The sequence below is a fragment of the Kiloniella majae genome (assembly GCF_002118315.1).
Classification (GTDB): domain Bacteria; phylum Pseudomonadota; class Alphaproteobacteria; order Kiloniellales; family Kiloniellaceae; genus Kiloniella; species Kiloniella majae.
The window spans coordinates 59,523-83,718 of sequence record NZ_MTSZ01000008.1; the positions used below are offsets into that span (position 1 = coordinate 59,523).

General features: G+C 43.7%; 23 protein-coding genes. 11 read left to right on the forward strand and 12 right to left on the reverse strand.

Translation table 11 applies throughout. From position 1 onward, the window contains the following. Position 1: 1 nt before the first annotated feature. Both BKB51_RS17960 and BKB51_RS17965 read right to left on the reverse strand, forming a co-directional pair. Positions 2-547, reverse strand: a complete 546-nt coding sequence (locus BKB51_RS17960) for a toxin-activating lysine-acyltransferase (protein WP_085902500.1) — start codon at positions 545-547, stop codon at positions 2-4. 187 nt (positions 548-734) lie between these two features. Next, positions 735-1,895 carry an exodeoxyribonuclease VII large subunit gene (locus BKB51_RS17965; RefSeq protein WP_085902501.1) on the reverse strand — a complete coding sequence of 387 codons (1,161 nt, stop codon included), beginning with the start codon at positions 1,893-1,895 and terminating at the stop codon, positions 735-737. A 182-nt stretch (positions 1,896-2,077) separates the two neighbouring features. Here BKB51_RS17965 and BKB51_RS17970 point away from each other — a divergent pair, with 182 nt between their 5' ends. Beyond that, complete coding sequence (locus BKB51_RS17970) at positions 2,078-2,422, forward strand: hypothetical protein (protein WP_085902502.1); 345 nt, start codon at positions 2,078-2,080, stop codon at positions 2,420-2,422. A 50-nt stretch (positions 2,423-2,472) separates the two neighbouring features. Here the strand turns inward: BKB51_RS17970 and BKB51_RS17975 are convergent, their stop codons facing one another. From BKB51_RS17975 to BKB51_RS17995, 5 genes are all read right to left on the reverse strand, one after another. After that, on the reverse strand, positions 2,473-3,198 hold the full coding sequence (locus tag BKB51_RS17975; protein ID WP_085902503.1) for a P-loop NTPase family protein: 726 nt from the start codon (positions 3,196-3,198) through the stop codon (positions 2,473-2,475). 109 nt (positions 3,199-3,307) lie between these two features. Then, complete coding sequence (locus BKB51_RS17980; protein ID WP_085902504.1) at positions 3,308-4,255, reverse strand: replication protein RepA; 948 nt, start codon at positions 4,253-4,255, stop codon at positions 3,308-3,310. Further along, complete coding sequence (locus BKB51_RS17985; RefSeq protein WP_085902505.1) at positions 4,245-4,502, reverse strand: helix-turn-helix transcriptional regulator; 258 nt, start codon at positions 4,500-4,502, stop codon at positions 4,245-4,247. Before BKB51_RS17985 ends, BKB51_RS17980 begins: the two co-directional genes overlap by 11 nt. 156 nt (positions 4,503-4,658) lie before the next feature. Continuing rightward, the gene (locus BKB51_RS17990) at positions 4,659-5,480 is read right to left on the reverse strand and encodes a hypothetical protein (protein WP_085902506.1); all 822 of its coding nucleotides are present in this window, start codon (positions 5,478-5,480) and stop codon (positions 4,659-4,661) included. A 214-nt stretch (positions 5,481-5,694) separates the two neighbouring features. Further along, entirely contained in the window at positions 5,695-6,615 is a 921-nt protein-coding gene (locus BKB51_RS17995) for an HNH endonuclease (RefSeq protein WP_085902507.1), read from the reverse strand. A gap of 252 nt (positions 6,616-6,867) precedes the next feature. On the opposite strand from BKB51_RS17995, the gene BKB51_RS18000 reads away from it, so the two are divergent. Genes BKB51_RS18000 through BKB51_RS18015 form a run of 4 tightly spaced genes read left to right on the forward strand, consistent with a single transcriptional unit; the run spans position 6,868 to position 12,697 of the window. Next, complete coding sequence (locus BKB51_RS18000) at positions 6,868-9,171, forward strand: GGDEF domain-containing response regulator (protein ID WP_085902508.1); 2,304 nt, start codon at positions 6,868-6,870, stop codon at positions 9,169-9,171. Positions 9,172-9,211: 40 nt separating this feature from the next. Beyond that, on the forward strand, positions 9,212-10,681 hold the full coding sequence (locus BKB51_RS18005) for a sensor histidine kinase (protein ID WP_085902509.1): 1,470 nt from the start codon (positions 9,212-9,214) through the stop codon (positions 10,679-10,681). Next, positions 10,668-11,123 carry a response regulator gene (locus BKB51_RS18010; RefSeq protein ID WP_085902510.1) on the forward strand — a complete coding sequence of 152 codons (456 nt, stop codon included), beginning with the start codon at positions 10,668-10,670 and terminating at the stop codon, positions 11,121-11,123. Before BKB51_RS18005 ends, BKB51_RS18010 begins: the two co-directional genes overlap by 14 nt. A gap of 2 nt (positions 11,124-11,125) precedes the next feature. Further along, entirely contained in the window at positions 11,126-12,697 is a 1,572-nt protein-coding gene (locus BKB51_RS18015) for a response regulator (protein ID WP_085902511.1), read from the forward strand. Between the two features lie 29 nt (positions 12,698-12,726). On the opposite strand, the gene BKB51_RS18020 is transcribed toward BKB51_RS18015, so the two are convergent. Beyond that, the gene (locus tag BKB51_RS18020; protein WP_085902512.1) at positions 12,727-13,965 is read right to left on the reverse strand and encodes an MFS transporter; all 1,239 of its coding nucleotides are present in this window, start codon (positions 13,963-13,965) and stop codon (positions 12,727-12,729) included. 104 nt (positions 13,966-14,069) lie between these two features. Between BKB51_RS18020 and BKB51_RS18025 the strand changes: the two genes are divergently transcribed. Together BKB51_RS18025 and BKB51_RS18030 are read left to right on the forward strand one after the other, a co-directional pair. Beyond that, entirely contained in the window at positions 14,070-14,471 is a 402-nt protein-coding gene (locus tag BKB51_RS18025) for a helix-turn-helix domain-containing protein (RefSeq protein WP_085902513.1), read from the forward strand. A gap of 207 nt (positions 14,472-14,678) precedes the next feature. Continuing rightward, complete coding sequence (locus BKB51_RS18030; RefSeq protein ID WP_085902514.1) at positions 14,679-14,897, forward strand: hypothetical protein; 219 nt, start codon at positions 14,679-14,681, stop codon at positions 14,895-14,897. Positions 14,898-14,983: 86 nt separating this feature from the next. Here BKB51_RS18030 and BKB51_RS18035 read toward each other — a convergent pair whose 3' ends face one another. Beyond that, complete coding sequence (locus BKB51_RS18035) at positions 14,984-15,550, reverse strand: bifunctional transcriptional activator/DNA repair enzyme AdaA (RefSeq protein WP_085902604.1); 567 nt, start codon at positions 15,548-15,550, stop codon at positions 14,984-14,986. A gap of 156 nt (positions 15,551-15,706) precedes the next feature. On the opposite strand from BKB51_RS18035, the gene BKB51_RS18040 reads away from it, so the two are divergent. From BKB51_RS18040 to BKB51_RS18050, 3 genes are all read left to right on the forward strand, one after another. Then, the gene (locus tag BKB51_RS18040; RefSeq protein ID WP_085902515.1) at positions 15,707-16,477 is read left to right on the forward strand and encodes an isocitrate lyase/PEP mutase family protein; all 771 of its coding nucleotides are present in this window, start codon (positions 15,707-15,709) and stop codon (positions 16,475-16,477) included. Positions 16,478-16,658: 181 nt separating this feature from the next. Then, entirely contained in the window at positions 16,659-17,339 is a 681-nt protein-coding gene (locus BKB51_RS18045; protein WP_085902516.1) for an adenylate/guanylate cyclase domain-containing protein, read from the forward strand. A gap of 42 nt (positions 17,340-17,381) precedes the next feature. Continuing rightward, a complete protein-coding gene (locus tag BKB51_RS18050; protein ID WP_158090278.1) occupies positions 17,382-18,368 on the forward strand; it encodes an isoaspartyl peptidase/L-asparaginase family protein in 987 nt (328 codons plus the stop codon). Positions 18,369-18,387: 19 nt separating this feature from the next. Here the strand turns inward: BKB51_RS18050 and BKB51_RS18055 are convergent, their stop codons facing one another. Next, entirely contained in the window at positions 18,388-19,569 is a 1,182-nt protein-coding gene (locus tag BKB51_RS18055; protein WP_085902518.1) for a cupin domain-containing protein, read from the reverse strand. A 111-nt stretch (positions 19,570-19,680) separates the two neighbouring features. Continuing rightward, positions 19,681-22,068 (reverse strand): sensor histidine kinase, encoded by a 2,388-nt coding sequence (locus tag BKB51_RS18060; protein WP_085902519.1) that lies wholly within the window; start codon positions 22,066-22,068, stop codon positions 19,681-19,683. 252 nt (positions 22,069-22,320) lie between these two features. On the opposite strand from BKB51_RS18060, the gene BKB51_RS18065 reads away from it, so the two are divergent. Continuing rightward, positions 22,321-23,184: an AraC family transcriptional regulator gene (locus BKB51_RS18065; RefSeq protein WP_158090279.1), complete on the forward strand. Its 864-nt coding sequence runs from the start codon at positions 22,321-22,323 to the stop codon at positions 23,182-23,184. Here the strand turns inward: BKB51_RS18065 and BKB51_RS18070 are convergent. Further along, complete coding sequence (locus tag BKB51_RS18070; RefSeq protein WP_085902521.1) at positions 23,173-24,102, reverse strand: hydrogen peroxide-inducible genes activator; 930 nt, start codon at positions 24,100-24,102, stop codon at positions 23,173-23,175. The genes BKB51_RS18065 and BKB51_RS18070 overlap by 12 nt on opposite strands. Between the last annotated feature and the right edge of the window lie 94 nt (positions 24,103-24,196).

Genomic DNA, 24,196 nt, shown 5'->3' on the forward strand with positions numbered 1-24,196 from the left:
TTTATAAGTTAAAATTTTTGCATTTGAGATTATTAAATATTTTCTCTTTCACTAACTCTTTAGTCGCAACTGGGGCCACTAAAGTCACCAACCACGGAATATCTCCGCTCTTCCAGTCTTGGGGAGCAAGTTTTGGGATTGGGAGTTTTGCTTTCTTTTGCGCTTCAAGCTTAGTATCAACTTCTTCAGATACATACGCCCAGAATGCAACGCCGATAGGGTAGGTCTTTCCTTCTACCCCCTCACCATCTCCCTTTGCCTGACCGCGAACCATTTGGAATTGCCGGGTAAGCAAGGGAGGAATAACCAGCCACTCAAGATCAGCAAGACTACAATGCTGATAAAGGGGAGAGCGCATCAGAATGCTCACCACCTCCCCGAAAATCAGATCCAGGTCCTGATTATCAGCTTTACCCGTGTTTGTTTGATCAGATACATCGGAATAACTTGATGATTGCGTAGGCTCTGCATTTAGCGCAGAAGCACTTTCGTTGAGATCGTCAGGGCCTGAATCCTGTCGGGTCTCAGATAAATCGTGTTCCGGCATGATACCCCCTCAGCCGTGCATTGTATTTCAGTTTGGCAACTTATAAAAATACCGTGCCACAACCTAAGATTATATTGCAAGTAATTATTAACTATAAATCACACACACAACAAATAACTTAAGTATTTAAAATTAATACTAAATTTTTGTAAAATATAATCTATTTTTGTATAAATTTGCATTCAGCTTATTGATACAAATAGTACAAGCATCCTGCTAAAAATAGTGATACTGCAACCAATATATTTGTACGATTTGATAAACTATTCTTCGCTTTATGATATTTTGAATTCAGTTCATTTATTTGATTGTTATTATTTTTAAGTTCGAATTTTAGAAGCTCAATCTCATGACGCATGCTGTCTCTTTCGGCTATTTCTTTTACATGACTTGAAAGCGCTAAACCGAAACTTGAAGGTGTGTGAAAAGACTCATCCGCGTATTTATCAGCCAATGTCGATAAATGGGAATGTCCAATTGCTAAATAGAATGGAATATTGAGATCAAGTAACTTTCCCACCAACTCTGGCTCATCCCAAATACGAAGTGTTTCATCATCCCCGCCTCGAACGATAGCTATCGCTGAAGGCTTTCGTCTGTCTATCGCTGATCTTAAATCTTCAGAGAACACCTCAGTATCACGAACTCTAACCTGCTCCATCTCGATTGGTATTTCAGAGCCGCAACACGATCCGACATCTCGCAACCCAGTCTCGGACCCCAAGACCAACAAATTAGTGGAATCAGAATTCTTCAAATATTGCGATAAAAGGACCGTTGTCCCCTTTTTAATTAAAGGGACATTATTATTAAGTGATTTGTTTTCAGCAGCTTCTTCAACTGGCTTCCAATGCCCAACAGACTCCCCAATAACTTCAACATTTAAACCTGACATATTGAAAGCGTGTGGTTTAAGCACCGCATGGCCAGAAAAAATAATATACTCTCCGACGTTAGGTCTGGTCTCAAAGTCACTTTTTAAAGTTAATTGATACCCAGAGCCTTCAAGAGTGATATAAACATATTTCTTTTTGTAGGGATTTACTCTAACTACACGCCCTTTAACAAAAACGTTCTCTGGAAATTTTTCCCAAATTTGTCTCTGCCCCTTTAAGGCCATCCGTCCCAAGAAGCTCTCAACAGTATATGTTCTACTTTTTGATTGCTGAATATAATCGTGCATTAAAATAATCACCCAAAAATATAAAAATCGACCCAACTTAAAATTATTACCACCAATAGCTGTGTAGCAGTTGTCACACAAGACACAGTCAAACTTTAAACATCCGGCTTCAATATAGATCCGTTGAGCATCAAAGATGCGAAGAAGTTTTTTGCCTCCAATCAAGAGTTAAGTGTTTCACTTAACCTATCCTGCCCCCGCATAAGAATGTGAAAATCGTTTATTTCCGTTTATCATTTCCCTCTCTTTTTGAAACAAAAAATCCACGCATCTTGATGTCGTTTTTCCTTCTAACACACAGAGTTAAAAGGTAGAATCTTAAGGAAAATTTGAAGAGGAGATTAATAATGTCACGCTGGGGCCAAGCAAATATAGAAGTTCTTGCCAGTAAGCCATACATTACGGATGAGCTAAGGCGCGGCGTCCCTATGCAGCGGCTTTATAATGAGCTCTATGCCAAGCAATGGATAACCGTCAGTTACAATAGTTTTCGTTTAAAGGCGCGTGTTATCAAGCAAGAGATAACGGCAACAAATGAAAGTAGCCCTCAAGTTGCTTCAATCGACGATCAGTTTCAATCTAAAAAACCTCAACCTAAAATAGTAACAAAAAGTAGCCCTATCCCATCAAATAAAAAGTTTATATTGAGCCCTATTAGTGACTTGAAAGAATTCAACAGACGTAAAAATTGAGCTCAAAAGCCGTACCTTTGAGCTCAATATAAAACTTATGGTGCGATTGTTTACAGGTTCACGGCATCAAGTTTTGCATTCAAATCGCGCCAAAACATATTTAACCTGCTCTTTGTCAGAATGTAGTAGTCCGATGTGGTGATCGCTTCTTGAAAGGTAAAGTAATCACAGAGCATTCGATTAATGTCATGCGCCATTAGATCTCCTCTCTCTGGCCCCAAAGGAATAAGACCATCTATGCGATCTTCATAATGGGAATAAAACCGCGTGCTTTCGAAATTTTGCTCATCAATTAATATTTCTCCAAAATACCCGTTTAACCAAATCATCACATGACTGTCAGGAAAATTATCCATTAGAGACCTGTAACTATTGAGAGCTTCTGCCTCCGAAGCTCCCCCCACTATAATCGAATGTAATAAGGTTCTTTTTCCAAAAGATCGTGCTTCATCCAAGAAGCCTTTTTCTTTCAAGGCTTCACAAATGCATAGGTAAGATCTGCTTCCGCAATCCACGATGACTTCTGTTTCATCGTCAGTTCTCAAAATCATATTAAAAAGGCTATCAATAGATTTGGGGTCAGCGGGATCATCACAATAGATATCAAACCATTTGGTATGGAAGACTTGGTATCTTGATAAGGTTCCCCCACCAGGCTCTGTACTCACGCAAAGAACTTTTTTATTCCGCGCGATATAGTGCTGAGTTAAAAGAGATGCTGTAAAGGAAGTACCAACACCTCCTTTGCCGTTTAAGAAAAAATGAATTGTCCCCATAATTATTCTCCAACTACAGGTTATTTAAATATAAGGTGATATAGGTTTGCGCGACCAAATGACCGTGAAAATGACGTAATAACGCGACCGTTTGACCGTGAAGGCGCGACTAAACGTCTGTGGATAGTTTCGCGTTATAAGGAATGGGCGGCGGACTATGTTTCAATATCAATCCCCGGCTCTTTCCCTGTGCGTCAAGGCTCTCACTCACCCGTGCATTGGGATAGATAAGCTTGACCGTTGAAAGCGTGCATATGAACTTCCGACGGAAATCTCTTAGTCGGGCATAGCCTCGACCAAATTGCCTCCACAACACAGGCCAATAGACGGTATAGGGCCTCTTCAATCTATGTAGACGCTGCGTCAACCAAAGATAAATATCCATCGCCAAAGGAGAATGAGACACGGCTGTTACAGCCTTTAGATCTATCGGAACAGCTTGTTTTTGTAATGTCGCCCAATATTCTCGGGAGAGAACAAACTCTGCCGACCAAAGTACCCGCGTTTTGGCCAGGGATAACCACATTAAGTCAAAATCGGATACAATATGACCTTGGCTTTGCCGCCCGCTTGAAGCCATTCGAATAGTTGCCGTTCCTAAAGCGGATAGCTGATACTTGAATTCGGAAACATCTTGGCCATTTGGCTCTCTATTCAGTACCTTCTTCAAAAAAGCAGTCATGGAACGGTTCGGCTTTATGACTGGGGATTGTTGCTTGATAGCCTCTGTACTCAAATGGATTAATGCCAATCTTGCCCGGCTACCATTAGGTAAAGGCATTTCTCGCCACTTTTGAGTTCTGGGATCAAAAGCAGATCCTGCCTCTATCTGTAGAGCGGAGTTTCCATTCGTACACTCCCAAACCCGCGTTTCTTCTGGTAACCGCCGTGTGGGCAGAAAGTTTTGGCACAACGTACTATGTAAAAAGCCAATATCCGCACTTGGACCGGCCAGTAAATCATTTGCAGCACGAGCTACTCTGCACAATCGCGGATCAAGAAACTTACCGGCACGATCCTTGCCCTCAACAATAATCCTGACGTTCCTATTTCGCATTATCGTTTGCTCCACCGGGAGATTGTCGACAACGCCCTCTCTTTCGCGGGCGACCGCGTTTGCCTTTTCCGGGATCTATCACCTGATCCTCCAGCCAAGCTTCAATATCATCGACACGGTAAACCGCGCTCTTCCCAATAATGGCATAAGCAGGCCCCGCCCCCCGACAAGCGAGCTGCGCAAGAGTCGTAAATTTCACGGGATACCGGTTAGGGACTTCTTTTCGAGTTAAGTATTTACTGCACATTCAAATCACTCCTAATCAACTGTATTGCAGTCCAATTAGGGTGAGTGAATAGGAGCCAAATATGCAAATTGAGAAATTTATAAATTTTCTGAATGTTCTATTGTCTTTGTTTATTCGCCATATAAAAATCACAATAAACTAATTAATAGCAAATACTTATGAGATATTTTTTAATAAATCTTGATACTCAATCTCAATTTCATTTCGCACTGATTTAGGGCTTCTATCAACATCCCATAGCTTAACTATCAATTCAGATACTTCTTCTAACCCACCTACTCTAGGTTTGTGTAGACCAGCCTTAACAATCCAACATAAATGCTCATAACAAACTTCTTTAATTGGCCTCTCTTTATATCTTCTTCCTCTAGAAGGAACTCGATAGTATTCAGTTTCATAGAACTGTTTAACCATGCCCGGTATAATCCCGTGCACTTCGACACAATATCTAATGGCTAGTTCTAATGTCATAGAAACTCTGTATACAGCAGCCCACTGTCGCTCACTTAAATCTTCAATTTCGATCTGCTCAGAAACTTCTTTACAACGAAGCTGTATAGTTTTGCCTTCTGTTTGTTCTATTAAGTTCGGAACTTTTAAATTAGTCCAAGTATATTCATTTAAATAGAGGAGAAAAAGCCACCCAGTTATTGGTGAATCGATACTAGGCCCTTCAACTTTATAATCACTAGGATCAGTATCCCATGCGTGCTCCTCAGTAATAAACATATCTGGGCGCCCCATACGTAAAAACCATTGAGTCTTTTTATATTTCTCTAAGGAAGACGTTTTTGCCCCTTGGTCTAGATACCTTTCCTCAGTAAAGCTCGTTTCTAAATACCTAGCATCCGAGATAAATATTCTGGAATCACCATGGATCCAATGCTTTAAAAATTTAAAAACTTCCTCACGGACAGAACCTTCACGACTGTTATTGATATAATCGGCAAGCTCACCAATTAAAAAACGTTTTCTCACGCTATTTCCTTAAAACAATTCTTGGGACAATTTTGGGACAGTGAATTTAGATTCGAATGAAGTTCATTAAACTCAACCAAATTATATTACATTCAATATCAATAAGTTAAATAAAATATACTCTGATACCAATAGGTTAAAAAGGCCCTCCGAAGGCGAAGGTCACAGGTTCGAATCCTGTCGGGTGCGCCAATATTTCAGGCAAATTTTTCTCTTAGACTTTAAAACAATTATCCCGATGCCATCCCAAGAACTTTGGGTGCGGGCGTAATGAGGGGTTTTCAGGCGCAAATGCTCTCCCGCTGGAATTCACCAGACGTTCAATTTGGATTGGGTCGTTTACTTGTCGTGAGATCAAAATATCTAAATCATCGCTCAATGAAATCAGTCCACGATCAAACATCCAGTGCACTGTACCGGACAATGCTATTCCATTTCTGACCGTATCAGGGCCGTGTTGGGCCACTGGTTTAATGTGAGCGGCTTCAACCTCTGCTCTACCGCCACCGTTGATAAGCTGTAATCCAGTAATGGCACAGCGTCTGTCATAAGCATCTAGTACGTGTTTTCGAAACACACGATCCCGCGGGATACGCGAGATGGTTTGCTCAACTCGAAGACGTTCACTTTCATGGATAAAGCCTGAAGCGTCTTCCGATAAACCGTCCCATGCAGGTAAATCTTTGTTTCGCCCCAAAGCATCAGCCCGTGGCAGCATATCCGTTTCCTCGGGAAAACCTTGCAAAACAATCTGATTAAAATCAGCATCAGAAATCGGTCGTATCGCCCACTGAATCAAGCCAGCATTTAAAGACCCATCTTCTTTTCTAAGGTCAGATTCCATAAAACCATTATCTTTTCGAAATGAGACAAACTCTTCGAAAGACAAGAAAGTTCCCGGCGCAATGCGGGCAATATACATATCCTCGTTCAAGGTATCTGGTTCAATCGCCTCAATCTTGGCTATCGCGTTGTAGCCAAGCCTTCCGCCACCTCCGCGTGGTTCGTAATAAAGAACCCAATCATTTTCAAAGCGCTTTGCACGTTTCAAATAACGTTTGGGGAACTGATATTGCTCTTCCGGAAAATCGTCGTATTTTGAATCTGCCCGATGGACAAAAACGCCCTTTGCCATGATCAACACTTATTAGTTGAATAAATCACCTGGAATCACTTTAGGCTGATAAAACTTCCCCTGCAATTAATTTCACCTGTCATAATTTCACCTGCCATAATTTCACAGTTCAAAATGTAAGAAAAACGCAATGCAACCCATGCTTGTTCATTTCTTGTTCATAAATTCAAGTGATAATTGAATATACGGGCTTATTTAAGCTTAAGGGTGGTTTTTACGAGCATATCAGGCATTTCCCCAAGGGACGTCACGATGGAGCAGGTACCACAGAATTTAAAAACCAAAATTCTAATTGTTGATGATAATGAAGGGGATAGACTGCTTATTGAGGCATTGCTATCTCATTCTTCCAATCAGTTTGATTTTCAATGGACTCGGTCAGTTGCCGAAGCCAAGGCAGTTTTGGAAGATAACGCCAATATTCAGGCGGCACTGGTTGATTACAACCTTAACGATGGTAAAGGGATTGAGCTTTTACAGCATCAATCCAATCAAAACGAACAATGTCCCTGTATCGTGATGACAGGGCTGGAAAGTGCCGAAGTCGATCATGCCGCGATGGAGGCCGGGGCCGCAGACTTCCTGCCAAAAAATGAGATGACCGGCGTGTTGCTGGAACGAACCATCCGTTATGCCATCGAGCAGGATCAGGTACGACAGACGCTGCGACAGAAAAATATAGAGCTCAAACGCGCCCAGATGCGACTTGAAGCCCAGAATCTCAGTATCGCCAAGCTTGCCGAACACCTGACAGAAACCGCGCTGGAAAAAATTGACAAGCTGCGCAAGCACACCAACCTTCCCACCAGTGATCTGCATGACCTGCAAAAAACAAATCGGCTGGCAATCTGGCAGGTAACCTATAGCGGTCAAACCCTGTTTATGAACAATGCCATGACCAAGTGGTTCTATCCCTTTTCCGGCGGCGATCAAGCCGACAGAGGTTTCACCAGCAGCGAGGAGCTCAGTAACATATCCTTTGCCTCCTTCCCCGACTATTTCATTGAGCAGGATCGTGGGCTGGTTGCCACCGAATTGACAAAGTGGCAGCGCGGGCAAGTTACAAGCTTTGAAGCTACACTGAGGTTAAAGGACAAGAGATCAAACAAGCTTATCTGCCAAGATCGACACGTGATCGTTTCTGCAGCGACAACAGCCCCCCACGATAATCTGGACGACACACTGTTAATCACCATGGTGGACATTACCAAGCGCCGGGTGATCGAAAAAAGCATGCAGGAACTGCTACACCGCGATGATCTGACCGGATTGTACAACCGTCTTGCGTTCAACGAGTTCTTACCAACGGCCGTCGCAAATGCAGACCGCAACAATTACATGGTCGGCGTTCTCTATCTGGATATAAACGGCTTTAAAAACGTAAACGATACCTATGGTCATCAGATTGGTGACCAGCTTTTGCAAAAGACCGCAAAGAAACTGGATTTCCATACACGGATATCAGACATAACCGCCCGGCTGAGCGGGGATGAATTTGGCATTATCCTCAACAATCTTCACTGTGAAAATGATGCCGCCGAAGTTGCGCTCAATATTCTAGAGGGTTTTAAAGATCCAATCACCATTGATGATCAGACCATTCTTATTGATATCAGCATCGGTATTTCACTCTATCCTCTCAACGGGGCTGATCCTGAAACCCTGATCAGAAATGCCGACCTTGCGCTCTATCGCGCCAAAAAGCTACCCGGAGCAAACTATGGCTTTTTTGACCCGGAAATGCTCAAGAAAATTTCTAACCGTCGCAATGTTGAACACAGCCTTCGCCTGGCAACCCATAATTTCAAGCAGTTTTCCATTCATTACCAACCACAGGTCAATGCGCTGGATGGGCAGCTTTCCGGTGTCGAAGCCCTGATCCGCTGGAACCACCCGGAACGCGGCCCTTTGTTACCCGGTGATTTCCTGACCGTTGCGGAACAAACCGGGCTCATTCTACCAATTGGCACCTGGGTGCTTAATCAAGCGTGCAAACAGCTGAGAGAATGGCAGCTGGCCAAGCATCCAATCACGTCTCTGGCTGTTAATCTGTCTGCCATACAGCTTTATCAAGAAGACACCGTCGACAAGATCCGGAAAGCCATTATGCAATCCGGCTGCAACCCTGCCGGGCTAGTTCTGGAATTGACTGAAAACATCGTTCTCAAAGATCTGATTACCGCTAAAAAAGTCATTAATGAACTACGAAATCTGGATATCCGAATTGCGCTGGATGACTTTGGCACAGGTCATTCTTCGCTTTCTCTTTTGAAAGAACTTTCGGTTGATATTCTAAAGATAGACCGTTCATTTGTGAAAGATATCCACAGCCACAATCGCAATACCATTATCGTCAAAAACCTGACCCGAATGGCGCAAGATCTTGGCATTTCCGTTGTTGCAGAAGGCGTAGAAACAGCGGAAGAATTTTCCACAATCAAAGAATGCAAGTGTGAACATATTCAAGGTTTTCTGTTTGGAAAACCACTTGATCTTGATGCTTTAGAACGGTGGACCAGCAAGAATTTTACACCGGAAACACAAACACTCAATTAACCAATTTGACAATAGTATCATGAAAAGAAGCTCGTAAATAATGACAATTGCCACAGACATCCAATCACCTAAGATTTATAATTTTGCGCCTTGGGCTTTATCATCTTCTTTGTGTCTTGCTGGCTTCTTATATGACTGGCTCACCCCGCTTGGTGTGGCTGGCGGTCTTATCTATACAGTCTTTATTCTTAGCGGTGTTTTTCTGGATTCAAACCGAATTGTATTTCTCTTTGCAGGAATTTCGTCCGCTTTAACCATCTTTGGCTATTTCCATATCCCTGATTCAATTGTAGATACTCAATGGATAATCGTCTTGAACAGGACCATGACAATCATGGTTCTATGGGCCACCGCCTATTTGGCCTATGCAATCCAGCAATCCCTTCATAAAACCAAAGCAGCACAAGCACACACCGAAGCAATCATTAAAAGCGCAATAGACAGTATTGTTCTGATCAATGAGCGTGGAAAGATCCTGAATTTCAACCCTGCTTCGATAAAGCTTTTTGGGTACTCATTTAACGAAGCTGTTGGTCAAAACGTCAAAATACTGATGCCTGAACATTACGCCCGACAGCACGACCAGTTTCTGGATTATTACTTCAAAACGGGTCAGGAAAAATTTATGGGTGAAAATCGCCAGATGATCGGAAAACGTAAAGATGGCAGTGAATTTCCTATGGATATCACAGTTGGCAAGTTGACTGCAGGAAACCAAACCCACTTTATTGGTATTATACGTGACATCAGTAAACGTATAGAGGCCGAACAAGCACGAGATCAGATGATTGAGGATCTCACCAAAAGCAACCAGGCCTTGGATGACTTTGCCTATATTGCCTCTCACGATCTGAAAGAACCGCTACGCGGCCTCGCCAACAACGCTATGTTTTTTGCTGAGGATTACGCTGAAACATTAGACGAAGATGGTAACAAACGCATTGATCGCATGTGCACACTAACCAAGCGCATGGAAAAGCTGATCGACAATCTGCTTTATTTTTCAAGGCTTGGACGACAGGATTTAGCTATTCAACAGACAAATATCAACGACGTGGTTGGTGAAATCACAGGCATGATAGATACCCTGATCGAAGAGGAAGCCGTCCAGATCAATATCATCAAGCCTCTGCCCAGCATTATCTGTGACAGACACAGGATTGCAGAGGTTTTCAGAAACCTTATTACCAATGCCATCAAATACAATGACAAGCCTGAGAAGGTTATCGATATCGACTTTTTGCCCGAAAAAGACGGACGAGAGAATGTCTTTTCAGTCAAAGATAATGGTATTGGCATCGCCCCCGAGTACCATGACGATATTTTCAAAATTTTCAAACGCCTGAACGTAGAAGAAGAGAAAGCCAGAGGAACCGGTGTTGGTTTGACCTTTGTCCAGAAAATCATTGAACGGCACAGAGGCGAAATCTGGCTGGAATCAGAACCCGGCCTTAGCACCACTTTTTACTTCACAATAAACAGTAGGGAGGAAGACAATGACATCACATAATGTCGAACTGGAAACCATTCTCATCGTCGAAGACAACGTCGACGATTACGAAGCAACCGTTCGCAGCTTCAAAAAATCCCATCTACAGAACCCGGTCAGGTGGTGCAAAAATGGGGAAGAAGCCCTGAATTACCTTTATCGGACAGGCCCCTATGAGAATGATGACAGTGTGTTAAAGCCCTGTTTAGTCTTGCTGGATTTGAATATGCCTGGTCTTGATGGACGCAAAGTTCTGGAGAGGATGAAGTCAGAAAAAGATACGACAAACATTCCCGTCATTGTTTTAACCACTTCATCTGATGAGATTGATATCAATAAATGTTACGAGCTAGGTGCCTCTACCTACATCCAGAAACCTGTTGGCTTTGAGGGGCTGCTCAAAGCAGCAGAGCAAATCAAGAACTACTGGTTCGGTCTCGCTCTACTCCCAAACAGGAGTTAATAATGGCAGAGGCAATTCAGATACTCATAATTGATGACAGTGTTGATGACCAAGAATTGTACAAACGCGCCCTGAAAAAAGTTAAAGACACAGTCTACGATGTAACCGAAGTCACGGATGGTGAAAAAAGTATTGCAATTATTAACCGAAATTCCCCTGATTGTGTGCTTCTTGACTATTCCATGCCAGGAAAGAACGGCATTGAAATTCTCAAAATCATCAAATCAAAACACCCCCACCTACCCGTTGTTATGCTGACCGGACAAGGCGACGAAACCATTGCCGTGGAAGTTATGAAAAATGGCGCGCAAGATTACCTTACCAAAAACACAATAAGCGCCGTTGTTCTCAATCGTGTCATCAAACACTCAATGGAACGTGCCCGACTGTCCAAAGAAATTTCTTTGCAACGAGATTCCTTAACCACATTCAGCCATGCACTGGCTCATGACCTAAAAGAGCCTGTTCGTATGATCAGGTCTTTTTTGAATCTGATTAGCTCTACCCAGGAATTGTTGCCTCAGAACAAAGAATATTTTGAACACGTTATCACGGCGACAAACAACATGGATCGGTTAATTGATATGGTCCATTGTTACACAAAACTGGATGCGCCAGACGAGTATTATCAAAAAGAACCTATAACTTTGCACAAGGTAATAGAACTGGCCCGGGTTAATCTTATTCGCGTATTAGAAAATGATATTCTAAACCTTTCTGTGGACCAAAATGTCAGCGTCAACGGTAATGAAACCCAACTGATGCAGCTGTTTCAGAACCTGATTATGAATGCGATCATTCACAACGACAAAGCCATCCCCCAAATTTCATTGGAAATTAAAACCGAAGATGATCTGGCGATGGTTACTGTCACCGATAATGGCCCCGGTATTCCAATGGAATATGCCGAACGAATTTTTGAACCTTTTGCGCGTTTTAGCTCTGAGAAAAAAGGCACCGGCCTCGGGCTGGCCATCTGCAAGAAAACGATTGAACGGCATGGCGGGAAACTTTGGTACGAACAATCGGCAGAAGGCGGAAGTACGTTTAAATTTACGTTGAAACTCTGCAACAAGAATGAAAATCAGGAAAATCCAGAAAATACGCTGCCATCTCAGACACAAAATGGATCATCTAATGACAACATCCTCGCCAATGTACTGCTGGTTGATGACGATGATCTCGACATTAAGCTAACCAAAGTTATGCTGCTTGAACGCGATGGTCTTAACTGTCGCTTACATATCGCTAAAAATGGCGAAGAGGCGCTGACCTTCCTCAAAGCTCCTGATAATCCAAACATCGATCTTGTTTTGCTTGATATCAACATGCCGATCATGGATGGATTTGAGTTTTTACAAAACCTGCGCAGTACGGACCCCATCAAGGAAACCGCGATTATCATGTGCACAACCTCTAACAACGACAATGATATTCGTAAGGCAGAGAGCTTTGATGTTCTTGATTACCTGAACAAGCCTATTACCCTCGACAAGATGCGCCCTTGTCTGGATAGTTACGAAAATCTGGATCTTCAGGAAAAAAATGGACAGACTCTACTTTGGCGGCATTAGTGTTTGTTAAATTTGGATTTTTTCTAAAGTTAGATCACCTTCGCACGTAAACTGAAAATTTCCATGCCTCGTTTCAAAGCAGCAAACAGAGCGATGGTTCCCAGCAACAGTGCAACTCCCTGATAGGTTCCACTATACCCAAAAGATGTAATCGACGGGATACTTAGAAAAGGAGAGCAAAACTGACCGAGGAAAACAGCAGTTGTCAGAACACCGCCGGCCATACCCCGTCGGCTTGAGGGCGAAATTTGCAGGGCGATACCCACAAAATTTGGAACGGCAAGAGCAAAGCCAATACCAACCGCGATACAACCAGCAAGGATTACCATGACATCAGCGACAAGTGGCAAAATGGCAAATCCCAATGCCATAAAGCCATACCCTAACGCGTAGGTACCTGCGTAACTCAACACACGTTTAATTCGACTATAAAACAACGCAGCACAGCCCCCTGCCAAAGATAAAGCGCCCAGTCCAGCCCCCGTCATAACGGCACTATCGTAGCCCAAACTATCGAGGAAAAACGGTAATTGAGTTGGCATCAAGAAGAAGATCATGTTTGTCATCAACTGCAACACTGCCAATGCAGCAATCCACCCTTTCCAGGCACGATGTCCATCAATTTCACTTCCACCAGACTTCTTCACAGTTTCAGTTGAGTTCTTTTTGACAGAGACAATGGGGCTCTCTTTTATCACCAACCACATAAAGGGCAGGTAAAGTACTGCCAATCCATAGATGACAAAAGGCAGGCGCGGCGAACTGACAGCAAACCAACCCGCGAGAGTCAGAAAAACAAACCCGCCAAAATTTCTTGCAGAGATCTGTAATCCGGTTAGCGCACTACGTTTTTCCCCTGTAAAATAATCCCCTATCAAGGCAGTTTGTGATGTCATAATCATTGCAACTGCAATACCAAGGGCCAATCGGCTGGCAAAAATCAGTTCAAGGCCGGGCAAGTAAAAACCGGCGCTTCCGGTCACGACAAACAGCATCACGCCAGATAACAGCATCACACGTCGGCCATAACGATCAACAAGATATCCGGCAAGTGGCGCAAAAATCACAACAGTAAGAGAAGGCGCGGGCACCAACAATCGGATCAAAAGATCCGCGTTGGGTTGCCCCATAAAAGCACGCTCTAATCCCGCCAAAGCCGGACTGATCGTCGCATTTGCCATAACCATAAGAGTAGCCGCCATCATCAAGGCAATGGCTCTGCCATCCTGCCAAACCGGACTTTCTTTCGTTACGAGCGGCTGTATCATTTGCTCTTTCCTCTTGTATGAATCATCTGTTGAGAGCATCATACAAACTCAAGTTAACTTGAGGTCAAGCCAGAAAATTTACTAAAAAATTAACCGAGAAAAACATGCGCGTTTTAGATATTTCAGAAATCGTTGAACAGACAGGGTTGCGCCCTTCAACCCTACGATATTACGAAGAAATTGGTTTGATTAAATCCATAGGCAGGCACGGACTTCGGCGACAGTTTGCCCCCCAAACCCTGATGCAGTTGTCTTTGATAGCACTGGGAAAATCTGCTGGTTTTTCGTTGGATGAAATCGCGGGCATGTTTGGCGAGGACGGACAACCCAACTTGCCCAGAGATGACTTGAAGACACGTGCAGATGATTTGGACAAACAAATCCACGACCTGACTGTTCTCAGTAAAGCCTTACGCCATGTAGCCGATTGCCCTGCCCCGTCCCACATGGAATGTCCAAAGTTTCAAAAGCTGCTTCGCGTGGTAAAGCGATATAAACGAAGCTAACTCTCTAAAGAACAAAACCCTTATTCCTGTAATATCTGTGGTATATATACTTTTGTTTAAGTGCCCCGGTGTTTAAGTGCCCCGGTGTTTAAGTGATCTGGTGTTTAAGTGATCTGACAGAATTGGATTACCTAAAGTCTGGTTTACAAACAGGCAAGAAAGTGCTCTTCCATATAGTACAAAACAATTAAGGGAGAAGATGGCGTTATGGGATCAGGATCAACACGACCAAACACTGCCGATGACAAGATGATCGCGGCTATTGAGCGCGGTGATAACAGTGAGTTTAGAGATCGTCGCCCAGGTAAAAATACAGACAACAAACTCATCAAAGAAAAAGAAGCCAGAGAAAAGAAAATTCAAGAAAAAACCGACCGCTTGAGAGCCTTGAGGCTGGCTGCTGAAAAAGAAGCAAAGGCAAAATAACAAGGGCAAGAAAGATCCCTTTTGAAGACGTACCCTGAAAATCAAAATTTTCAGTCAGGGTCGTCATATGATTTTTTAGAAAACAATTATTTTTTACGCATGGATGTTGGTGGGCGCCCATAAAGTGTAGAAAATACCGCATTAAAACGCCGCAAACTACCAAACCCTGCCGCAAAGGCAATTTCCGTCATAGACATATTACTATGATTTAACAGACGCTTGGCCCTTTGTATCCGGTAGGTTTGCGCGGCTTGTAACGGGCTCGCGCCAAAATGCTTTTTAAACAGGCGGGTTAAGTGACGCGCCCCAATACCAAGACGATCAGACAGTTCTTCTACAGAGCCTTCATCCAATGCGCCGTCCTTAATAAGCTTCAAAGCTCGACTAACAGTAGATTTTGATCCTTGCCACGCCGGACTAAAGGGCGCTGTTTCAGGACGACAACGCAAACAGGGCCGTAGTCCTGCAACTTCTGCGGCTGGAGCAGTTGTAAAAAACTGGACATTTTTAGTCATCGGCATACGTGCAGGACATATAGGTCGGCAATAGATCCCTGTCGTAAAAACACCCACGAAAAAAACACCATCATAGGCTGGATCACGCCTTAGCCGTGCCGCATTAAATTCATCAAACCGATCAATAGACTTTGTCATGTGTTTATTATAACGAGCATCAAAACACTTTGCAGAATAGAAAAAATGACCAGGTCCGATTTCGACCAGATTTTGTGAAAAGAGAAAGCTATAGCTTGGGCAGAAACACAATGACCACTATATTTTCAACATCACCTTTACACAGGAGTCATTTCCATGCCCTCGCTTCAAGAAAAATCCTCAACTTTTCGCAATCTTCACAAAAAGGGTGATCCGCTGGTTCTCTATAACATCTGGGATCCCGGAACAGCCAAGATTGCAGCAGGCGCGGGTGCCCCGGCCATAGCAACAGGTAGCTGGTCAGTTGCAGAGGCATTTGGCTTTCCCGATGGCGAAAAACTTCCACGCGATCTTGCTATGGAAAATATCAACCGCATTTGCAATAGCGTTGATGTGCCTGTCTCTCTCGATCTTGAAGCTGGGTATGGCACGACACCAGAAGAAGTTGCACAATCTGTAACTCTCGCCGGGCAAAATGGTGCCGTCGGGGTTAACTTTGAAGATCAAATCATTGGTGGCGAAGGGCTCTATAGCATCGAAGATCAGGTCGCCCGGGTTTCAGCAGCCAGGAAAGCATCCGATGCCCTCGATGTACCAACTTTCATTAATGCGCGCACAGACATCTTTCTGAAAGCAAGCGCATCGGACGATAAAAGAAAACTGTTGGAAGAGGTCATCGTGCGCGGTCAAGCCTATACAGATGCTGGCGCAGACGGCTTTTTTGTCCCTGCCTTGATTGATGCCGATCTTGTAAAAGAACTCTGCGAGAAATGTCCTCTACCCGTAAACATTATGATGATGTCTGGCTGCCCATCAATTCGTGAACTCGCTGCCCTTGGCGTTGCCCGCATCAGTCACGGCCCCGGCCCCTTCCGCGCGGCAATGGCAATGATTGAAAAGGACTGTTCAGCGCTTTATGGCGGCTAAGTTCTGCATCATGTGATTTAAATATAAGGGCAGGCTTGAAATCCTGCTCTTTCTTTTTCATCAGAATTTTGTGACCACAGGTTTTTCCCTTGTTTCTTCTGACTTCTTTCTCTCTATTATGGCGCGCATAATTACCGTGCAAAGAACGCGGTTATAAGTAACGTCGGTGTAGAGGTATAGAATGGCCGTTGATAAGGAACTGTACGAGTTCCATTTTGGCTCACTCAAGGGATGGGAAAACTTTGATGAAAAGTTGGACCGTCCCATAGAAAACTGCTGTGTCATGGCAATGGATTTCTGTTCCTACAGTGCCTTTGTTCGCGAAACGAGTAATATTTCCCTCGCCCACAGAATGTTGAGTGCCTTTTGCGATGGTGCGCGGGACATCCTGATCGAAAGTGGTGCGTTGGTTGATCGCGTTCAAGGCGATGGACTGCTTGCCGTTTGGGGTGTCCATGAAAAGGTCGATGCCGCCAATGTTCTCAGCGTGGCTGCAAAAATTCACAAGCTGGCCAAAGAAACAGCCAAGATCTGGCAGGACTCGATTGATCGTGTAATCGAAACTCAAGGTGCACGCATAGGACTGTCTTACGGCCCCGTGACACTACTTTCCCTTCCCTCAGCCTATCCCGGATTCAGTTTGCTGAGTGAAATTGTCAACTTGGCTGCCCGACTTGAAGCACGTGCTGATCCCGGTACGGTTTTCATGACGAACCGTTTTGAAAACTTACTGCCCTTTGCCCTGCAAAAAAATTGTACCAGCTTGTCAGATGAAGATGGGCTAAGAGGCTTAAAGCTCAAGAACGTTGGCCGTGTTCAAGCCTTCAAATGGTCGCCGGAAGAAGAAATGTTAAATCCCTAAGTATGTACTATACTGATGCTAAAGATGATCAAGGGGATGAAAATGAATCACCTTTCCTTCTTAGCGATTTTTAGTCTCAGCTATCTAGTATCAAGTCCGCTTTCATATGCACAAACGCCGGAAATTTTCCTTGAAAAAGCAGTTTGTAGCTCTGAAACAAGCCACGCTCTGATTATTCATGGGGGCGTCACTTATCGCAATCGTCCAGAGCACGATACCCTCCGCCAAGCTCATATCCATGATTTACTAATCAAAGGACAAGAAGCTTTGAGACGGGGCGTTCCAAGCCTTGATGTCATTTCCTACACCTTAACATCGATGGAAAACTCCGGCGCCTTTAATGCAGGCACAGGATCTATTCCCAATCAGGCAGGTGAACGCGAAATGGATGCTTCCATAATGACAGGGCACAATCAAAAAGCGGGTGCTGTTGCATCAGTACGACAGATGAAAAACCCTATCCTCGGCGCACGCTATGTTATGGAACAGACTAAAAACGTATTCTTTGTAGGAACAGCCGCAGATCAATTCCTTGAAGACAAAGTTATCCAAGCCGATCTATCTGAAAGCACCCGCCACTTCGCGCAGCAGGATACTGAAGACATCAAGATCCCCCCGCATGGAACTATTGGCGCAGTAGCTCTTGATATCTGTGGCAACATATCAGCTGGTACATCGACAGGTGGCTTTGGGTCAAAGATTCCAGGTCGCGTTGGCGACAGCCCCGTTATTGGTGCGGGCACCTATGCAAATAACCAAGTTGGGATTTCTGCCAGTGGTCATGGTGAGTACTTCATCCGATACGCCATCGCACACGACATCAGTGCCCGAATAAAATACCTTGGTGACAATCTAAAAAAAGCAACGACAGACGCAATTGAGGAGCTAACTCACAACGGTGGAACTGGGGGCGTCATTGCCTTGAATAAAGCCGGAGATATTTCCATCGCACAGAATACTCACGGCTTTATTTATGGATACGCAGGTTCCAAATATCCTGATATCATTACCTCTGACGGGACAGAATAATCAAGCCCAACTTTAAGCCTTAATCCAAGAACTCCAAAGCCTGATGATTATATAGCTCTAAAAGGAACTCCATATAAGCGGATTCCGAGAAGAGATCTGGATAGGTTTTGGAATTTACAACCTCTTCTTTCATGAAAAGCTGGACAAGCGGGAACATGCGTTCATCCAAGGTGAAGCTCTGGCTATCAAAACCAAGACAGAACCCACCCGTTGGTGATGCCGTGATGGCGAACTTCACATATTCCGGCTTAATCAGGCTGGCACCTTCCTGTAATTCATTCTCGAATTCATCGTCATAGAGCATCTCTTCACGCTCGCTGTAGATACCAAAATCTTCATGCGAAGATTCAGTAAAAAATTCAACAAGCCATTGTGTGAAGTTTGCTGATGACAACTGCCGATCAAAACAGTCTTTGATATCTGCGACAGCCTTCTCGCCCAAGTTAAAACCTGAAGAAATTTCCGAGAGATTTTGACCAGTGTAGCGTTGGTCAAGCTCATCAAATTCGGAAATATATTGCGCATAACCACTGAAAAGTTCAGATATTTTCGGGCCAAGAAAACCAACTGAATAGGTCAGCGCAGCCTCAATCGTTGTACCTTCATGACCAAAACGCGGTGGAACATACAGTACATCGCCACTTGTCACCTCGACCTCGTCACCCTCAAAACCGCCATCCAGAACCTTGAGATCTATGCCTTCGATATAAACTTCTTCCTCAATGGCTTCGCGTCCGATTTTCCAGCGACGCTTTCCTTCGCCCTGTACTAAAAAAACATGATAGCTGTCGATATGCGGCCCAACAGATCCCCCCACAGCAGAGAAACTGACCATGACATCATCCATCAGCCAACGAGGAGCGAAATCAAAACAAGGGAGAAGAGCCGCTGTATCAGGGTGGAACTGCTCCACATTCTGAACCAACAAACTCCAATCTTTATCACCAGCCTTATCAAAGGCAGATTCATCAAACGGTCCGAACTCGCAAGTCCAGTTACTTTCTTGACCCGCCGTCATAACCATCCGTGATCTCGCCGTTTCCTCCATAGAAAGTCCAGCCAGTTCATCCGACTTGATCAAAAGATCCAACGTTTCTTCAGAGATCGCCTTTCGAACCAGAAATGGCTTTTGGTTCCAAAATTCTCCGTAAAATTCGTGGGGAGTTGGCATTTGATCGAGAATAGTAAGCGATCTGGTCATTGCGACATCCTGAAGGCAAAAGAGAAAACAGACGTTATATAGCCCCTTATTACACCCTTCTGTTGGCGATAAAAGTGTTTCGTTTTTTGATGTGGTAAATTGAGAGCTTTCTCAATGCAGAGTGATTTCGTCTTCAGCAATAACGCGCGGCAGGATAATCGTAATCTCGGTACCTTTACCTTGATTGCTTTTTATCTGGATTTCCCCCCCCTGCTTCTCAACAAAATCCCGACAAATCAAAAGCCCTAGTCCCGTACCTTTTTCTCCATCTGTGCCCATTGTTGACTGACTGGCTTCTTCTTCAAAAAGCTTGGTCAAGACATCCTCTTTAATGCCCACCCCGTTATCGCGGATATAAATCTCTAAGAATCTATCCGATTTCTCAGTAGACAGATCAATCTTACCGCCCCTATTGGTAAATTTAATCGCATTCCCAATCAAATTACGTAGAACAGTTCCTGTCATATTTCTATCGCCAATTAGAACATGCTGATCAGATTGAAGATTGATTTTTAAATTTTTCTCATCAATAAGCACCGAGAGTTCTTTCAGAACCTGTTGTGTCATCGCAGTAAATTCAAAGGTTTGCGGGTCATATTCGATCTGATTCATCTGTACCCGCGACCATTCCAGCAAATTTTCAAGTAAGTCATAAGCTTGTTGTGCAGCCTGATGAATTGTATCCGCATATTCCAGAACCTGTTCTCCGGACATGTTTGATACATTCATTTTAAAATAATCCGAGTAGCCCAATAAGGCGTTAAAAGGATTACGAAGATCATGAGCAATAATGGAAAAGAACCTGTTTTTCTGTTGATTCAACAGATGTAAATCATCTCTCTGTCGCAGAATTTCCTGTTGCTGCACCCTGTCCTGTGTCACATCCGTATAGACGATTACAAATCCACCATCAGGCGTTTGTCTTGATAGCGCTTCACACACTTCACCCTCGCGAAAACTGATCTCGCTTCGGGTCTCAACAGAGCTTCGAAAAAAGTTCAACCGCTCCTGTGCCAGTTCTTTTGGGTCGCCAACGCCATAAGCGCCCCTTTGTGCAAAGTGAAACGCCAAATCATTAAATGAAGTGCACCCGTCAAGAAGATCTTCATTAAAGTCTAGCTTCTCGAGATATTGCTTATTGTAAACCAGAAGCCGTCCATTATGATCAAACAAAACAATACCATGTGCGATATTATCCAGAACCACTTGTAACAACATGGTCTGTTCAACTAATTTTTGATCGGCTTTAGCGCGCTCAATAGCAGTATCGCGGAACACCTGTAACGCATCTTCCATGCCCCCAATTTCATCTTGTCGCCCGGATGACATAATCTCCGTCTTAAAATCACCTGCCGTCAAACGGGTCATGGCATCAGTCATTTTGACAATAGGAGACGCAAGACTGCGTGATACTTTAAAACCAATCGCTGTTACCACGATTGCAATCAAGACAAACTCGATAATCAGACTTTGTTTCATGCGTTGAATCGGCGCCAGGATTTCACCCTCTTCAATCTCAGCAATCAATGCCCAGCGCACATTTTGAAAATCTACAAAATCAAAGGCAGCAAAAACATTTTCCCCATCAGAGTTCTCATAACTCATAACTCCCTGCTGCCCCTGTAACGCTGATCTTACAACATCACTTTCAACCCTTTCCTGTAAAACAAGTTGGTCGCTTGTAAAGCGTGAATTACTGCGTCGGAGCAAGTCATCGCCAACAACGATAACCTCACCTGTCTTTCCCATACCAACCGACGACAGTATCAAAGAATTCAAGCGATCGACGGGAAGCTGAAAGGCCAGAACGCCAACGAACTGATCATTTTCTCCGCGCAAGGGATGGGCAACAAAACTGGCGGGTTGATTGTTACTGGGCTCATAAAGCGCAAAATCAAAGAAAAAAACTTCATTCGCCTCAGCTTCAGCTTTGATCTTACGAACTCCCTTACCAAGATTGGTTTCTCGCCACTGCCCTTCAAGAAAATTGGTCGAGAAATCAGTCTCTTTCACCACGGTATAAACAAGATTACCTTGTGCATCGAAAAGAAAAATATCGTGATAACCGCGTTCTTCACGCAATGCCCGGAACATTGGATGATACTCAAAATGATACTGGCTGTAGAGTGAACCATCTGTTGCTCTATCCAGTCGCTCTCTTCTTTTATCCGGGAAAGGATTTTCAAGAATATAATGCTGTTGAAAATAGCTTTGCGGATTATCGGTCTGTTTTTGCCAGCTGGTGGAAAGATTGTATAGAGCTTCAAGAACCAATGGATTTTGCGATTGAAACCGGAGATCTTCTGCTATGAGTGACAGGTAATTTGCCAAAGCACTTTTTCGGGCCACCAACAAGGCTTTTAGATTATCATGTGAAGAAACACGAAGCTCTGATGACGTCGTGACATAGGCAACTATCCCGGTCAGGATACTCGCCAAAAGCGCCAGAGTTACAATAACAACAGTATATTTAGTTGTTATCTTGAGGTTATGAAACATCAAATCAGATTAGCTCCGATACATTCCTTTCCCCTCAAGCAGCTATTTAATAACGACGGCAAGCAAATTAATACTATAAGAATAAAGAGCTAATTACTAACATTTCGTCACAAATATTAGTTAATAGAAGATAAATTACCCAGATAAATCAGTCCAAAAGATACAATAAATATCAACTTGTTTCATCAAAAAGCAATTTTGATCAAGATCGTAGGCAAGCCGATGTCTATTCTCGTCCAGGCAGGAGTTAAAATGTCGATAAATAAAGCAATTATCTTTATAGAACAAAATCTTGGCGAGCAGGTTACCCTTGATGAGATTGCCAGAAAATCAGGACTTTCACCCTATTATTTTTCACGGTTGTTTCGATCTACCACAGGTAAGACGACAATGGGCTATCTTCGCCATCGACGTTTAACCGAGGTCGCAAAAATTCTGGAAACAGATGAAAATGCTTCTCTTATCCATCTCGCTTTAGATTATGGCTTTGACAGCCAGGAAGCCTTCACGCGTGCTTTCAAAAAATATTTCGGCTTACCGCCCGGTCAATATCGATCCAGTGGACACTCGATGAGTGCAAAGTATCAACTACCCCTCCGGCACCCGTTAATCCCAGATACAGGAGCTTCTCAAATGGAGCCAAATATTATAAAAAAACAGTCATTTAACGTTATAGGAATCAGTGACGAATTTGGCCAGGACAACAATAAAAGTGTTGTTGATCTCTGGAAGAAAGTTGGCTGTCGTTACCCGGAACTTCATAACAGCAGTGGACCTGCTTATGGTCTCTGCCTGAAAGGGTCACCAGAAAGCTTTACCTATATGGCAGCTTTCGAGGTTGATGACCTCTCGGCGACACCATCCGATATGGAAGGTCTTGTCATTAATGATGCTGAATATGCTGTTTTCACCTTCACTGTTGACGATAGATCCCCCATTGGCGACCAATTCTCAAAAATCTATCAAGGTATTTGGGGAAACTGGCTACCAAACTCGGATTATGAGTACGCAAAAACACCGGATTTTGAACTCTATGATGACCGTTTTGACGGTGCCTCTGCAACGGGTGAAGTTGATATCTGGATACCTGTGGTCAAGAAAGCCCTATCCGCTTAACAGTACCTCGTGAGAAATCTGTCGTTTAAGAGATATCAACAAATCTTCTTTGAACTGAAGAAACTCATTTATCCGGGGAGAATTTCCGCGCCAGGCCAAGCCGACCTGTCTTTTGACCGCTCTCGACGCAATCGGTCTGGCGCAGACCTCCTGATCTTTAGTTATTTCAGACCGGGCATAGAGACTGGGGAAAAACGATATCCCCATTCCCATACCAACCATCTGCCGTAATGTATCCAGACTTGTGCCTTCATAATCATCCTGAAGATCAGCCCCAAATTCCCGACAAAATTCTTGTGCCTGTTCGTACAACCGATGCCCAGCCCCCAAAGATAGAACAGCTTCCCCCCTAAGATCCTCAGGAGCTACATCACCAGCGCCAGCCAGACGATGATCTTTAGGAAGACCAACCATAAGCGGTTCACTGAAAAGCGCCTCGGTCCACAAGCTTTCATCTTCAAGCGGTAAAGCCGTCAAAATAAGATCATGCTGCCCGGTTCTCAGAGCCTGCTCTAAAGAAGATGACCTGTCTTCGCGAATATAGAGCTTCAAATCAGGATAGGCGCGGTGCAAATCAGGCAAAACATAAGGCAGTAAATAGGGACCAACAGTAGGCGCCACCCCTAAACGTAATGTGCCACCCAACATTGATTTCGCTGTTTTCGCATGATCACAAAGATCATTGAGATCGCGCAGCAATAGTTTTGTTCGATCAAGGATCTCTAAACCAATAGGTGTCAATTCAACACTGTGACGGGTTCGGTCTAAAAGAACGACACCAAGCCGGTATTCCAGCTCTTTTATCTGGTCACTTAACGTCGGCTGTGAAACATGAAGCTGTTCCGCTGCCTTACGAAAATGCAGGGTTTCTGCGACAATGCTAAAATATTCCAGTTGTCTGATAGTTGGTTTCATCATATTGAAAAGATATTAATAGTTTTTTTCTATTACAAATTGAGCATAAAACGATTACACTTATCAGGCAATAGTTCCCACTTCTTTCACGGGTAAA

Bases quoted from the DNA above. Each gene is read 5' to 3' on its own strand.
- BKB51_RS18070 (WP_085902521.1), bottom strand. From the start codon at position 24,102: ATGATGAAACCAACTATCAGACAACTGGAATATTTTAGCATTGTCGCA.
- BKB51_RS17970 (WP_085902502.1), top strand. From the start codon at position 2,078: ATGTCACGCTGGGGCCAAGCAAATATAGAAGTTCTTGCCAGTAAGCCA.
- BKB51_RS17980 (WP_085902504.1), bottom strand. From the start codon at position 4,255: ATGCGAAATAGGAACGTCAGGATTATTGTTGAGGGCAAGGATCGTGCC.
- BKB51_RS17995 (WP_085902507.1), bottom strand. From the start codon at position 6,615: ATGGCAAAGGGCGTTTTTGTCCATCGGGCAGATTCAAAATACGACGAT.
- BKB51_RS18045 (WP_085902516.1), top strand. From the start codon at position 16,659: ATGGCCGTTGATAAGGAACTGTACGAGTTCCATTTTGGCTCACTCAAG.
- BKB51_RS18025 (WP_085902513.1), top strand. From the start codon at position 14,070: ATGCGCGTTTTAGATATTTCAGAAATCGTTGAACAGACAGGGTTGCGC.
- BKB51_RS18030 (WP_085902514.1), top strand. From the start codon at position 14,679: ATGGGATCAGGATCAACACGACCAAACACTGCCGATGACAAGATGATC.
- BKB51_RS17960 (WP_085902500.1), bottom strand. From the start codon at position 547: ATGCCGGAACACGATTTATCTGAGACCCGACAGGATTCAGGCCCTGAC.
- BKB51_RS18000 (WP_085902508.1), top strand. From the start codon at position 6,868: ATGGAGCAGGTACCACAGAATTTAAAAACCAAAATTCTAATTGTTGAT.
- BKB51_RS18060 (WP_085902519.1), bottom strand. From the start codon at position 22,068: ATGTTTCATAACCTCAAGATAACAACTAAATATACTGTTGTTATTGTA.
- BKB51_RS18055 (WP_085902518.1), bottom strand. From the start codon at position 19,569: ATGACCAGATCGCTTACTATTCTCGATCAAATGCCAACTCCCCACGAA.
- BKB51_RS17975 (WP_085902503.1), bottom strand. From the start codon at position 3,198: ATGGGGACAATTCATTTTTTCTTAAACGGCAAAGGAGGTGTTGGTACT.
- BKB51_RS18035 (WP_085902604.1), bottom strand. From the start codon at position 15,550: ATGACAAAGTCTATTGATCGGTTTGATGAATTTAATGCGGCACGGCTA.
- BKB51_RS18020 (WP_085902512.1), bottom strand. From the start codon at position 13,965: ATGATACAGCCGCTCGTAACGAAAGAAAGTCCGGTTTGGCAGGATGGC.
- BKB51_RS18010 (WP_085902510.1), top strand. From the start codon at position 10,668: ATGACATCACATAATGTCGAACTGGAAACCATTCTCATCGTCGAAGAC.
- BKB51_RS18015 (WP_085902511.1), top strand. From the start codon at position 11,126: ATGGCAGAGGCAATTCAGATACTCATAATTGATGACAGTGTTGATGAC.
- BKB51_RS18050 (WP_158090278.1), top strand. From the start codon at position 17,382: ATGAATCACCTTTCCTTCTTAGCGATTTTTAGTCTCAGCTATCTAGTA.
- BKB51_RS18065 (WP_158090279.1), top strand. From the start codon at position 22,321: ATGTCGATAAATAAAGCAATTATCTTTATAGAACAAAATCTTGGCGAG.
- BKB51_RS17985 (WP_085902505.1), bottom strand. From the start codon at position 4,502: ATGTGCAGTAAATACTTAACTCGAAAAGAAGTCCCTAACCGGTATCCC.
- BKB51_RS18040 (WP_085902515.1), top strand. From the start codon at position 15,707: ATGCCCTCGCTTCAAGAAAAATCCTCAACTTTTCGCAATCTTCACAAA.
- BKB51_RS18005 (WP_085902509.1), top strand. From the start codon at position 9,212: ATGACAATTGCCACAGACATCCAATCACCTAAGATTTATAATTTTGCG.